Below are 12,370 nucleotides of genomic sequence, written 5' to 3'. Positions count from 1 at the left end.
ACTTGTTGCCGCACACATCACTAATTGCAACGCCATCTGTGGCTGCTTGGTCATAGTCAAAAAAGATATGTTTTTTATCACCGGTAATTGGTGAAAACGGCAAGTTATCAGTAGTAAAAACCTGAGCATAAACGGAATAGTTCAATTCGTCATCCTTGAACATTTTAATTGCACGATCTTCCATAAAATCTTCATAGATCATATCTTGTTTTTGCATGATAAGTCTCCCCTCCTTTCTCTATCTACAGCCGTACTATAACAAAAAATTAGTTAAAAATATTAAATTTATAACTAATTTTTAAGCTAAATAGTTACCTGCTGCAAGATATAAGTCATACCATTCTTGTCTAGTAAGCTCAATATCGCTGCCTTTTGCGGAATCTTTAATGTGTTCTGGATTCATTGAACCAACTAGCATTTGCATGTTCGCAGGGTGACGTAAGATCCAGGCTGCTGCGATGGCATTCTTACCTACGTTGTATTTGTCAGCTAACTTTTGCAATTCCGCATTCAGTTTAGGGAAGCCGTCATTGTTAATGAAAGCACCTTCAAACATCCCATATTGGAATGGTGACCAGGTTTGAACAGTTACGTGGTGCAAGCGAGCATAATCCAAGAATTGGCCATCACGATCAATAGAAGGATTATCAAGCATGTTCATGTGCATCCCGAAGTCAATCATTCCTGTGTGCTTCAAACCAAACTGCAATTGGTTAAACATCAAACGTTGACTGAGTGAATTTTGCAACAATTCAAATTGGGCAGAATCAAAATTGGAAACACCGAAGAAACGTACTTTACCACTAGCTTGAAGTTGATCGAAGGCTTCTGCCACTTCTTCTGGATCAAATAAGGCATCAGGTCTGTGAAGTACCAAGGCGTCAAGATAGTCGATCCCCATTCTATCCAAAATGCCATCGACACCTTTCAGAATATGCTCTTTTGAAAAATCATAGCGTTTACCAGGAACAATGCCTGTCTTAGATTGGATAAACAAATCTTCACGTTTAAGATTCATTTGCTTCAAAGCCTGACCAAATACTTCTTCAGATTTGCCACCGCCATAAATATCGGCAGAATCGATAAAGTTGATGTCTGAATCATAAGCGGCTTGAATGGCAACCTGAGCTTCGGGAATACTCTTTTTGTCCATTCGCATAATACCTAAGGCCATGGCAGGAATATCCAAAGTGGTGCAACCCATCTTTATTTGCTTCATAATGTAAGTCCTTTCATTACTATTTTGCCTTTATTATGCGCTATTTTTGAGCAAAATAAAACTGATTTATCTAATTGATAAATCAGCTTTTACTTATTAATAGATTTTTTCAACTTGTTCTTGAATGCTGTCCTTGTCCAAGAATTCATCGTAAGTTGTGTCTTGGCGGCTAACGATACCCTTAGGACCAACTTCAATAATGTGGTTAGCAATAGTTTGAATGAATTCGTGGTCGTGAGAAGTGAACAAAATTGAACCAGGATATGCAACCAAAGCATCGTTCAATGCGGTGATTGATTCCAAATCAAGGTGGTTAGTTGGATCGTCCATGATTAAAACATTGGCTGGTTCAAGCATCATGCGTGACAATTGGCAACGTACCTTTTCCCCACCGGATAAAACTTTGATCTTCTTTTCAATTTCATCGCCACTGAAGAGCATTCTACCTAAGAAGCCACGCAAGAAAGTATTGTCATCTTGTTCTTTAGTGGCATATTGACGAAGCCAATCAAGAATAGTCAAATCATCGTTGTTGAAGTTAGCGTTCAAGTCACGCGCCATGTAATTAAAGGCAGTAGTTTGACCCCAAGTTACTGTACCTGAATCAGGCTTAATCTTACCGGCAACGATATCAAGTAATGCAGTAGTAGCCAAGGCGTTACGTGATAAAAAGGCCACCTTATCTCCAGGACGTACGATAAATGAAACGTTGTCCAAAATCTTTTCACCATCAACTGAATAAGAAACGTTTTCTACCTTAACTAAGTCATTACCCAAATCGCGGTGCATTTCAAATTTAACGAATGGATACTTACGTGAAGATGGCTTGATGTCATCTAAAGTGATCTTATCAAGTTGCTTCTTACGTGAAGTAGCTTGGCGAGACTTAGAAGCATTAGCTGAGAAACGAGCGATAAATTCTTGCAATTGCTTAATCTTTTCTTCTTTTTTAGCATTTTGGTTAGCTGCAAGTTCGTTAGCCAACTTGCTTGATTCGTACCAGAAGTCGTAGTTACCAACGTAAAGTTGAATCTTGCCACGGTCAACGTCACACATTTCAGTACATACTTGGTTTAAGAAGTGACGGTCGTGGGAAACTACGATCACGATATTAGGATAATCTGCTAAGAAGTTTTCCAACCATTCAACGGTGTGCACGTCAAGACCGTTAGTAGGTTCGTCGAGTAAAAGAATGTCAGGATTACCAAAGAGCGCTTGAGCAAGAAGCACCTTAACCTTTTCGGATTCTGGCAATTCCTTCATGAGTGTTTGATGCTCTTCTTCAGGGATGCCTAAAGATTGCAATAGTTTTGAAGCATCGGCTTCGGCGTTCCAGCCATCGAGTTCAGCAAATTTACTTTCAAGTTCAGCTGCCTTAACCCCATCTTCATCACTAAAATCAGTTTTAGCATAAAGGGCATCCTTGTCCTTCATTACTTGGTAAAGTTCTTTATGTCCTTGAATTACGGTGTCCATTACGGAAAAATCATCAAAGGCGAAGTGGTCCTGATTCAAGCTAGACATACGCTCATTAGGATCGATACTAATTGAACCTGTAGTTGGTTCAAGCTTGCCTTCTAATAATTTAAGAAAAGTTGACTTGCCGGCACCATTTGCACCAATTACGCCGTAGCAGTTGCCCGGAGTAAATTTTAAATTTACGTCTTCATAAAGTGTGCGGCCGCCAAATTTAAGACTTAAGTCGGATACTGTAATCAATCGTTATACCTCACTTTTAATATAAAATAATGTCTAAGTATAGCAAAAAAGCAAGCTCTAATAAATAGAAAACCTGCTTTTTTAATTTTTATTAAGATTAAAACTTTTTGAAACTGTCTAACTTTTCCTGGGTAATATCACGAATAACTGCAGTAGCTAAATCAACAGATGCCTTGAAGTCCTTGTAACTACTGAAGCAATATGGTGAGTGTTCATAACGAACTGGAATACCAATAACGATCGTTGGTGCACCATTTTCGTAGTAAATTGCGGCACCGTCTTGGCCACCACCAGTTCTAACTGAACGAGTGTATGGAATGTTGATCTTGTCAGCCAAGTCGCAAGCATATTGTTGGAACTTAGGGTTTGGCAAGAAAGTAGTATCCATATCGCGAAGCATTGGTCCACGCTTTAAACCGGTTTGTGAAAGCCAATCAGGAGTGAAGGTGTCATCTGCTGGACAGCTTTCAAGTACAATACATAGATCTGGCTTAACTTTTCTAGCAGTTACGTAAGCTCCGCGAAGACCTACTTCTTCTTGGCTAGACAAAGCGGCAACAACATCAAAGTTAGTTTCTTCACCCTTCAAGTTGTCCAAAACGTCAATCATCGCACCGGCACCAAAACGGTCGTCGAAGTCTTTACCAAAGAACAAACCAGATTTTTCGTGGTATTCGCATTTTACATCAACAAAGATTGGACAACCTGTGTCGATCTTGTAGTCCTTAATTGTTTCTTCACGGCTGCTTGAACCAACATCAATTGACATATCGGCAACGTCAGGCACGTTGTTTCTTTCAGCAGCAGTCATAAAGTGTGGTGGCTTAGTTGCGACAACACCAGGGATGTATTCGCCATCGCGGTTTCTAACCTTAACCTTCAAAGCAGGGATATTGTATTTTACCCAGCCGCCGAGTGGAACAAACTTGATTAAACCATTTGGACGAACGGCCTGGGTGATGAAACCAACCGCATCTGAGTGGGCATCAAGTTGAATTACAGGACGGTTGCCCTTGTTTTCCTTCTTTGATGCATAAACATTGAGCATCCCGTCAGTCTCAATATTGGCTGTCTTTTCTGCATAGCTAGTAAAAAGTTTAACGAATTCTTCTTCAAAACCAGATGTAGCGTTAGCATCTGAGAATTCTTTAAGCATTTCGATTTCTTGTGCTTTTTCCATAATTTTCTCCTTCTGTAAGTCCTTACATCAAATTTTATCATAGTTCTTTATCTTTATTTTTTGCTAAACTAAAATATAGGAGGGTTTGCATCGTGAAAGAAAAACCTATTTGGAAGAAAAATCTATTCGTCTTATCGATCGCGGTCTTCATTGCAGGGATCGCATTTTCAGAAATTATGCCTTTCTTATCGTTATACATTAACACGTTAGGCAACTTCTCTCACCAACAACTTAACTTCTGGTCCGGGATCGTTTATTCTGGTACGTTCATCGTTTCAGCGGTTGTTTCTCCTTGGTGGGGCAAATTAGCTGATAAAAAAGGACGTAAACCAATGATTTTGCGGGCTGGAATCGGGATGTCCGTCGTTATCGCCTGCATGGGGTTAGTCCAAAATGTTTGGCAATTGCTTTTGCTTAGAATGCTGCAAGGTGTATTTGCCGGCTTTATTTCCAACTCTAATGCCTTAGTTGCCACCGAAACGCCGAAGACAAATTCTGGACAAGCTCTAGGAACGATTGCTTCAGCGACCACTGCCGGTACCTTGCTGGGACCACTTGTTGGTGGTGCTTTAACATCAATTTTTTCATACCGCATTACCTTTATGATCACTGGTGGCTTGCTCTTATTATGCTCAATCTTAGTTCTATTCTTCGTTCATGAAGACGACTTTAAGCCAGTTACCGCGAAAAAATTGGACAAGGCCAGCGGCGTAATTAAGTCGCTTCGTTCGCCTCATCTGATCTTTGGTTTGCTATTAACCACTTTAATTATTCAAGCAGCTAATAACTCCATTAACCCAATCGTTTCACTATATATCCGCCAATTACTTAATGGCCATGGCAACGTTGTCTTCATCTCTGGTGTTATCGCCGCCCTTCCTGGGATTGCTACTTTCCTAGTGGCCTCCCGCTTCGGTGCACTCGGTGATAAAATCGGTACTCACAAAATCATCGTGGCTGGTTTTATTGCGGCATCAATTTTCTTCTTCCTGACCGCTTTTGTACGAAACACAGTTGAATTAGGAATTTTGCGCTTTTTAGTTGGTTTTTCTGACGCTTGTTTATTCCCACAAGTACAAACGATGTTAACCAAAAACTCACCTGCCGCCGTTACTGGCCGTATCTTTTCATGGAACCAGTCGGCTATGTACATCGGCAACATCGTAGGACCGCTACTTGGTTCATTCGTATCAGGGATGTTCAACTATAGCATGGTCTTCATCGTCACCACGGTGATCGTATTAATCAATCTACTTTTGTTCAGAATCAACGTCATTCGCAATTTACAGTAAAAATAAAAGCTTGAGAAAAATCTCAAGCTTTTTATTCTGCCACTTTTTTGGCTTCATGTCTGTTATAAATAAAGTTAACTACGTACGCACAAATCATTAAAAACAGTGCCACATACATAATTTCGATAATTCCTGAATGGAAAATTCTTCTCATGATTGGCAATAATGCAGTTGGCAAACTCTTAGCCGATTCCGCATCACTCAACTTGTTCATCATGGTCATCGTAATGCCGCGATGGCCGGCGATTCCTCGAGCCAAAGCCAAGTTCATGATGACCCCATAAATGGCAGCCATCACAGTTTGAGCAAGAATTCGAATCAAGAAACTCAGTGACGTAGCCGGTGCCATATCTTTTTCACTGGCGTCAATCTGCACCTTGATCTGCAAAATAACAAAGATCGAACCTACACCTAAACCAGATAAAGCTGCAATGATCATCAAGATTTGATATGGCGTGTTCATTGGCACCAAGATCAAGCCTAAAACGGTAATGACGATCAAAGTAAAATCGATAATGAGCAAACGATAATTGCTAAAGTGACGCAAGAAATATGGCGCGCTTTGTGAACCGGCGATATCCAAAATGGAGTTAGGGATCAAGGTCATCCCACCGATTAAAGCGGAGGTCCCTAAAATGGCCTGCGACCACATTGGCAAATAAGTGTTAACTGAAATATAAGCACCCCATGCTAGGGCAAACAGGATAAAGTCGCCCACCAACGCTTTATTCATAAAAACACTCAACGGTACAACAGGACTATCTGCCTTCTTTTCCACAAAGATAAAGGCAACAAGTAAGGCAATTCCGATAATGACGAAAGCTGCAACCATGATACCACTAGCTAAACCCAGCATCTGAATTCCAACTAAAAAGCAGGACAAGCCAGCGATCAAAGTGAAGGCACCCATTTTGTCAAAGTGTACTTTTTCCTTAGCCTTGTGCACATCGCGATAAAAGATAAAACTCAAAATAATGGAAATCAGTCCTAATGGGACATTGATGTAGAAGACCCAGTGCCAAGAAAGGGCATCAACGATCCAGCCACCAACAAGCGGTCCCGCAATACATGCCGCACTGAAGCTGGCCGCAATGTAGCTCAAAATGACTGTTCTTCTTTTAATATTTGGATAAATATACCCAACGATGACATAAGGCAGTGAACCCATCCCGCCGGCACCAACGCCCATCAAGATCCGGGCAATTAAGAAGAAGTAAATGTTTGGCGCTACCCCTTCAAGCAGCGACCCTACAATAAAGAGGACAAGTGAAAGTTCAAAAGCAAATTTATTGCCCATTCTTTCACCTAATTTGCTCCAAATTGGTACTGAAACGGACATCCCCAGCAAGAAGCAGGCAACGATCCAGCCCATATATTGAATTCCGTGCAAGTCAGAAACAATCGCCGGAATTGCAGTATTAATAATGGTAGCGTCCAGTCCTGACATAATATTTGCTAAAAGCAAGGACCAAGTTACCATTGAAATTTGCTTTTTATTCATTCAATCTCACCCTTTTACTTAAAAACTTTCAACTAAAAATAGTATGCAGGATATCTTCCATAATTGTCAAAATGGTAAGCGATTTCATGATGAAATAAAAATATCATTTCAAAGGGAGCAATTTTTATGATCAAATTAATCGCTGTCGACATGGACGGAACTTTTTTAAATTCACAAAGCAAATACAACGAAGCTAGATTCAAGGAATTTCATTCTAAGCTTGATGAAAAAGGCATTCACTTCGTCGTAGCTAGCGGCAACCAATATTATCAACTCAAGGATTTCTTCACCGATTACAATGTGTTCCTTCGGTGATGGCGGCAACGATTTGGAAATGCTGCGTGAAGTCGGCGATGGCGCTGCAATGAAGAACGCCGTTCCAGCAGTTCTTGAAGTGGTCAACCACGTAACTGACACTAACGACGACGAAGGAGTTTTGAATTACATCGAAAAGAACATTCTTTAGAATCTGCTTGACAATATCCGTTTTTGCTAGTTTAATATAAGAAAAGTATAGTGATGACCTTTAAAGTTAGTCCTGTGAGGCTAAGAAGGAAATCTGCGTGAGCTAGTCTTTTTTGTGCTAGCAGAAACAGAAGACCATCTTGGACTCAGTGTCCTTGGTGGTCTTTTTCTTTTGGTCATCCGAGAAAGGAAAAATATATGGCAAAAGAAATTGTTGATGCAATTAGTATGAAACGTGCCTTAATGCGAATGACCTACGAAATTATCGAACGCAACAAGGGTACGGAAAATTTAGTTTTAATCGGTATTAAAACTAGAGGCCTTTACTTAGCTCAAAGAATTGCTAAGAACCTTAAGAATCTTGAAGACGTTGATGTTCCCGTTGGAGCAATCGATGTTTCTCAATATCGTGATGACCTGCCAGAAAGCGAAAAGGAAAAGATGATTCATGGTCAACAACTCGACTTTGATGTCACTGACAAGAACGTTGTTTTAGTTGATGACGTTTTGTTCACCGGTAGAACAATTAGAGCTGCCCTTGACGCAATCATGGATCAAGGTCGCCCAGCTAAGATCAACTTGGCCGTTTTAATCGACCGTGGTCACCGTGAATTGCCAATTCGCCCTGACTTTATCGGTAAGAACATCCCTACCGCAATGGATGAGGAAGTTAAAGTATCAATGACCGAAGTCGATGATAAAGACGGCATTGATATCATGAACAAATAGGAGTATTTGATAGGAGTATTTGAATGAGTGAAAAAGAAAAGTTTAGAAACCCGGACGCGATTTTAGACGTCTACGAAAAGCCTGAACTTGGTCAAGGTATCCTGCTCTCCTTGCAGCATATGTTTGCCATGTTCGGTTCTACCGTTTTGGTTCCAATCTTAATCGGAATCAACCCAAGTATCGCCCTGCTTTCATCAGGTGTCGGTACTTTAGTCCACATGATCTTGACCCACTTTAAGATCCCAGCATACTTAGGTTCAAGTTTTGCCTTCGTTGCGACTATGCAAGCATTGATGAAGACTGACGGCTATCCTGCAGTTGCTCAAGGTGCGATTGCTTCTGGTTTAGTTTACGTAATCGTGGCTTTGATCATTGCCAAGGTTGGTTCTGGTTGGGTTAACAAGGTTTTGCCACCAATCGTGGTTGGACCAATCATTATCGTTATTGGTTTGTCACTTGCTACTACTGCCGCAAACGACGCCATGATGAACCACCAAAAGTATGACTTAACTTACTTCGGTGTTGCCATCTTCACTTTGGTAATGACTTTGATCTTCCAAATGTGCTTCAAGGGCTTCACTAGTTTGGTTTCCATCATGCTTGGAATCATTTGTGGCTATGTTCTCTCTTGTTTCTTGGGCATCGTTGACTTCTCAGGCGTTGAAAAAGCTGCCTGGTTCTCAGTGCCAGCCCTTGACGTAATGGGCATCAGCTACCACTTCAAATGGTACCCAGCAGCCATCCTTGCGATGGCACCAATTGCCTTCGTTACGATGACTGAACACATGGGCCACATTATGGTGCTTAACTCATTGACTAAGCGTAACTTCTTCAAGAACCCTGGTCTTCACAGAACCATGATGGGTGACGGTATTTCCACAATTATTGCCGGTTTCATCGGTGGTCCTCCTACCACTTCTTACGGTGAAAATATCGGTGTGTTAGCCATGACTAAGGTTCACTCAGTTTGGGTCCTTGCTGGTGCCGCAGTTTGTGCCATCATCTTCAGTTTTGTTGGTAAGCTTGCTGCCTTGATTGAATCAATTCCAATGCCAGTTATCGGTGGTATTTCATTCTTGCTCTTTGGTACTATCGCTTCAAACGGTTTGAAAATTTTGGTTGATGACCAAATCGACTTTGGCGAAAAGCGTAACATGTTGATTGCTTCAGTTATCTTGGTTATCGGTATTGGTGGTGCTTACCTCCAATTGGGTAACTTCCAATTAACTTCAGTTGCTCTTTCCACTATTATCGGGATGCTTTTGAACTGGTTATTACCTAAGAAGGCTGCTAGTGAAAAGGCACTTGAAGAAAAGAATAAGCAAAAACAAGACGGTAAGATTTACCAATAAATGTAGAATTTAACTGACTATAAAAAACAGGAGTCCTAAATTTGGACTCCTGTTTTTTATAGTCTTTTATCTAAAACTCTCAACAATTTCTGGATCCATTTCATCCTCTAAAATACTGTGACCTTGATCCAAGGTCTTGATCTTCTTCATATCTTCAGCATCTAATTCAAAATCGAAAACATCGAAGTTTTCTGCCAATCTCTTCTTATGAACTGACTTTGGAATCACTACATAGTTTCTTTGCAAGAACCATCTCAGCATTACTTGAGCAGTAGTTTTATGATGCTTTGCAGCAATTTCTTCTAGAACTGGATTGGTAAAGATATGGTTGGCTCCTTCCGCAAATGGTGCCCAGGCTTCAGGCTGCACGCCCTCTTTTTCCATGTACTTTTGTGACTTCCACTCTTGGTTCCAGACGTTAGTTTCAATCTGGTTCACGGCTGGTTTCACATCATTAAAAGTAATCAGATCGGCAAGGCGTTCATTCCAAAAGCTGCTGACGCCGATCGCACGAATGCGACCTTCTTTGTATAAGCGTTCAAGTGCGCGCCAGGTGCCGTAATAATCGTTGTATGGCTTGTGGATCAGATAAAGATCGATGTAATCGAGTTGCAGTTTCTTCATTGAATCATCGAAGGCCTTGAGCGTGTTGTCGTAGCCGTAATCATTGACCCAGATTTTTGAAGTAATGAAGATGTCTTCACGTGGGACGTTGCTACGCTTGATTGCATCCCCGACTGCCTGTTCATTACCGTAAATTTGTGCTGTATCAACCAGACGATAGCCGATTTCTAGACCATCTTCGACGACTTGTTGCGTTTGTGCGAGATCATCGATTTGATAGACGCCGAAGCCAAGGCGTGGCATTTTTACTCCATTGTTTAATGTGACGAAATTTTCCATGTTGTTTTCCTCTGAAAGATAATTTTTAACTTATTTTAGCATCTATTTCCTGGGAAAAGAAAAAAGACGATCATTTTCACAGAATAATTACAAAAAGAGGAGAGATATAAAAAATCTCTCCTCTTTTTGCATACCAATCTAAACTTTATTAATAAATACTATTTATTTTATTTAAAAATCAACTTATTTTCTTTAATCCACTGATCTTTATTAGCGATTCGGTAATAAACTTCACCTTTAATAACCTTTTTACGATCAAATCTATAATTATGACCAGCAATTACATACTTATTTATATGCTTACCATTAGAGTTTGAAACATGAACTTTACGATTCTTACGACCTGCAATAGTAGCATGCATGTTAATTTGGATTGTGAATTTTTCAACGTTTCCAACTTTTACAAATCTATTTTTACCAATACGATAAAATCTTCCGCCCTTAATTCTATATACTTTAGCATTATCTAACACTTTAATTAAACTACGCTTTTTATTCCAATTTTCTATGAGAATGAATAACAAACCATAAAAGATTAACATGATTGAAATCACAATGGGGGTTTGGAGGTAAGCATCCAAATAATCATCAAATAGAATCCCCATAATAGCTGACGGTACACAAGCTACCGCAACCTTGAACCACAACGAGAAAGTATCCTTTTTAACAATTGACTGTGCTTTGTTCTTAAATTGAAAGGGAAACATCTTGTTCCAAAACATTACAACCACTGCGAGTATAGCTCCAAGTTGAATAACAACAAAAAACATTTCTTTAAATGCTTCGCTCATATTAAGTGTGATAAATTCGTCCACAAGAATCATATGTCCTGTGCTGCTGATAGGTAGCCACTCAGTAATACCCTCAACAATTCCAAGAAAAATAACTTTTAAAATTTCTATAAAATCAAGTACCATTATTTCAAATCCTCCTTTTTAAAATGATGAAAGGTCATAAGAAAACCAACTGCTGATACAAGAATAATAATAGATACAGACAGCAGTGTAGGATAGCCGGTACTCTGAAGTTTACCCTGCACCAAGAAATAGGTGGCTGTCCACGGATACAACGCTCCCCATTCTTGATTTGAAAGTGCGGCACTTCCCATGACAATCACGGCAGAGCCAATCATCGGGGCGACAAATCCTTTTGTTTTCATAGCAACAAACACAAAAGGAGAAACTGTTAAAAACATCAGGATACTGCCAAACAAAAACTTGGGGAGCCATACTATTGCCACTAGTAAGCTATATCCCTCCAATGTAAAGACAGCGTCATATAGCCCACAAACGATAAATATACCTGCCCATGTTACAAGGGTTAGCATAACAATCCAAAGAAGCAGGGTGCAAAATTTTCCAATTAATAGTTTTGTCCTTGAAATGGGTATGGGCAATATGGTTTTGAGGGTGCTTTCTGTGTACTCTCTGCTAAACAAGTAAGCTGCAATTGCCACATATATCATAATGTTTACCAGCAGCATGATATACAGTACACTGTCGCTGTATATGTCAGACAAGGTAAAGATAATCTCCGGCTTATCAAAATGTGTTTGCAAGGCTTCTATTAACATCAAAAGTGGGGTAGATAATACCCCTGCCACACTAATTAGCACCATTTTTGAACGCTTTAGTTTTAATAATTCACAAGAAATAAGATTAAGCAATACCGCCACCTCCAATCAGTTTAGAAAAGTAGTCCTCTAAGTTTTCCTCACTATCATTTATCCTTGTCACGAGCAGTCCATTTCGTGCAAATTCTCGATTGATTTCTCCAACACTTTGGCTAAAGTCATAAATTCTCACCGTACCGTCCTGCACTGTAAAATCCGTCATGTGGTAGTGGTTTTCTAAAATCTTTCCGGCTATCTCACTGTCAGATAAATCAAATTGAATGTATTTTCGATTCCTTTTGTGAAGCTCGGATATATTCACTTCCTCTACTAAATGCCCCTCGTGCATAACGCCGATAATATCTGCTATCTGTTCAATCTCGCTTAAAACATGGCTT

At 40.0% G+C, this 12,370-nt stretch carries 10 protein-coding genes and 4 pseudogenes; 4 read left to right on the top strand and 10 right to left on the bottom strand.

The genetic code is table 11. The features are described from left to right. The 4 genes and pseudogenes from WS44_RS07295 to WS44_RS07280 form a co-directional block, all read right to left on the bottom strand. Window positions 1-217 (bottom strand): annotated as a pseudogene (locus WS44_RS07295) (XRE family transcriptional regulator); the annotation flags it as partial. An 81-nt stretch (window positions 218-298) separates the two neighbouring features. Then, window positions 299-1,219 (bottom strand): aldo/keto reductase, encoded by a 921-nt coding sequence (locus WS44_RS07290; protein WP_013437383.1) that lies wholly within the window; start codon window positions 1,217-1,219, stop codon window positions 299-301. Window positions 1,220-1,315: 96 nt separating this feature from the next. After that, the gene (locus WS44_RS07285; RefSeq protein ID WP_013437382.1) at window positions 1,316-2,938 is read right to left on the bottom strand and encodes an ATP-binding cassette domain-containing protein; all 1,623 of its coding nucleotides are present in this window, start codon (window positions 2,936-2,938) and stop codon (window positions 1,316-1,318) included. Window positions 2,939-3,035: 97 nt separating this feature from the next. Continuing rightward, entirely contained in the window at window positions 3,036-4,118 is a 1,083-nt protein-coding gene (locus WS44_RS07280) for a M42 family peptidase (protein ID WP_013437381.1), read from the bottom strand. Window positions 4,119-4,210: 92 nt separating this feature from the next. Here WS44_RS07280 and WS44_RS07275 point away from each other — a divergent pair, with 92 nt between their 5' ends. Further along, entirely contained in the window at window positions 4,211-5,410 is a 1,200-nt protein-coding gene (locus WS44_RS07275; protein WP_013437380.1) for an MFS transporter, read from the top strand. Window positions 5,411-5,441: 31 nt separating this feature from the next. Here WS44_RS07275 and WS44_RS07270 read toward each other — a convergent pair whose 3' ends face one another. Beyond that, window positions 5,442-6,911, bottom strand: a complete 1,470-nt coding sequence (locus WS44_RS07270) for an MFS transporter (RefSeq protein WP_013437379.1) — start codon at window positions 6,909-6,911, stop codon at window positions 5,442-5,444. Window positions 6,912-7,037: 126 nt separating this feature from the next. Here WS44_RS07270 and WS44_RS10285 point away from each other — a divergent pair. The 3 genes and pseudogenes from WS44_RS10285 to WS44_RS07255 all read left to right on the top strand — a co-directional run bounded on the left by WS44_RS10285 (window position 7,038) and on the right by WS44_RS07255 (window position 9,457). Further along, a pseudogene (locus WS44_RS10285) lies at window positions 7,038-7,377 on the top strand (HAD hydrolase family protein). Between the two features lie 197 nt (window positions 7,378-7,574). Beyond that, window positions 7,575-8,105 (top strand): bifunctional pyr operon transcriptional regulator/uracil phosphoribosyltransferase PyrR, encoded by a 531-nt coding sequence (gene pyrR, locus WS44_RS07260; RefSeq protein ID WP_046433867.1) that lies wholly within the window; start codon window positions 7,575-7,577, stop codon window positions 8,103-8,105. 23 nt (window positions 8,106-8,128) lie between these two features. Further along, window positions 8,129-9,457 carry a solute carrier family 23 protein gene (locus WS44_RS07255; protein ID WP_013437375.1) on the top strand — a complete coding sequence of 443 codons (1,329 nt, stop codon included), beginning with the start codon at window positions 8,129-8,131 and terminating at the stop codon, window positions 9,455-9,457. Window positions 9,458-9,523: 66 nt separating this feature from the next. Here WS44_RS07255 and WS44_RS07250 read toward each other — a convergent pair whose 3' ends face one another. The 5 genes and pseudogenes from WS44_RS07250 to bcrA form a co-directional block, all read right to left on the bottom strand. Next, entirely contained in the window at window positions 9,524-10,360 is an 837-nt protein-coding gene (locus WS44_RS07250; RefSeq protein WP_046433865.1) for an aldo/keto reductase, read from the bottom strand. A 167-nt stretch (window positions 10,361-10,527) separates the two neighbouring features. Beyond that, a complete protein-coding gene (locus tag WS44_RS10075; RefSeq protein WP_288145714.1) occupies window positions 10,528-10,869 on the bottom strand; it encodes an SLAP domain-containing protein in 342 nt (113 codons plus the stop codon). Further along, window positions 10,843-11,277 (bottom strand): annotated as a pseudogene (gene bcrD, locus WS44_RS07245) (bacitracin resistance undecaprenyl-diphosphatase BcrD); the annotation flags it as partial. The gene WS44_RS10075 and the pseudogene bcrD, both read right to left, overlap by 27 nt. Beyond that, window positions 11,277-12,026: an ABC transporter permease gene (locus WS44_RS07240; protein ID WP_002576323.1), complete on the bottom strand. Its 750-nt coding sequence runs from the start codon at window positions 12,024-12,026 to the stop codon at window positions 11,277-11,279. The gene WS44_RS07240 and the pseudogene bcrD, both read right to left, overlap by 1 nt. Continuing rightward, window positions 12,019-12,370: pseudogene (gene bcrA / locus WS44_RS07235) on the bottom strand (bacitracin ABC transporter ATP-binding protein BcrA); the annotation flags it as partial. The gene WS44_RS07240 and the pseudogene bcrA, both read right to left, overlap by 8 nt.

The sequence above is a fragment of the Lactobacillus sp. N54.MGS-719 genome (assembly GCF_000980505.1).
Lineage (GTDB): Bacteria > Bacillota > Bacilli > Lactobacillales > Lactobacillaceae > Lactobacillus > Lactobacillus amylovorus.
This window is presented reverse-complemented; position numbering and strand designations above follow the sequence as displayed.